The following is a 703-nucleotide window of genomic DNA, read 5'->3' on the forward strand; positions in this document are numbered from 1 at the left end:
GGCAAGCACGACGACGCCCAGCGCCAAGGTCCACGCAATTGCCTCATGGTCGGTCCGTCTCCTAGGGTCCGAGCTGCCAGCTTGAGACGATTCGGAGACCAGGAATGCCGCTTTATGCGATCGATGGAACAGAGCCCAGCTTCGCCGATGCGGACTCGAACTGGATCGCGCCCGATGCGACGCTGATCGGCGACGTCAGGGTCGGACGCAATGCCGGCTTCTGGTTCGGCGCCGTCATCCGGGGCGACAATGAGCCCATCGTCATCGGTGCCGACACCAACGTGCAGGAACATACGGTCATGCACACCGATCCCGGTTTCCCGCTGACGATCGGCGAAGGCTGCACGATCGGCCACCGCGCCTTGCTGCATGGCTGCACGATCGGCGACAACAGCCTGATCGGCATGGGCGCCATCGTGCTGAACGGCGCGAAAATCGGCAGGAATTGCCTGGTCGGCGCCGGTGCGCTGGTTACCGAGGGCAAGGAATTCCCGGACAATTCGCTGATCGTCGGCTCGCCCGCCAAGGCGATCAGGGTGCTGGACGACGCGGCCGTGGCAAGGTTGCGCGGCTCGGCGGCGCATTATGTCGCCAACGGCAAGCGCTTCAAGGCGGGGTTGAAGAAGGTTTTCGAACGGCCATAGCCAGAAATGGCGGAGCCGGCCCGGGGACGGGGGCGGCTCCTTTCACCCGGCCGTTGGGG

General features: G+C 65.0%; 1 protein-coding gene. It reads left to right on the top strand.

The features are described from left to right. Positions 1–104 precede the first annotated feature (104 nt). Positions 105–644, top strand: a complete 540-nt coding sequence (locus tag EN879_RS37900; protein WP_024503875.1) for a gamma carbonic anhydrase family protein — start codon at positions 105–107, stop codon at positions 642–644. Positions 645–703: the final 59 nt, after the last annotated feature.

The sequence above is a fragment of the Mesorhizobium sp. M7A.F.Ca.AU.002.02.1.1 genome, from assembly GCF_003998535.1.
Taxonomy (GTDB): domain Bacteria; phylum Pseudomonadota; class Alphaproteobacteria; order Rhizobiales; family Rhizobiaceae; genus Mesorhizobium; species Mesorhizobium ciceri.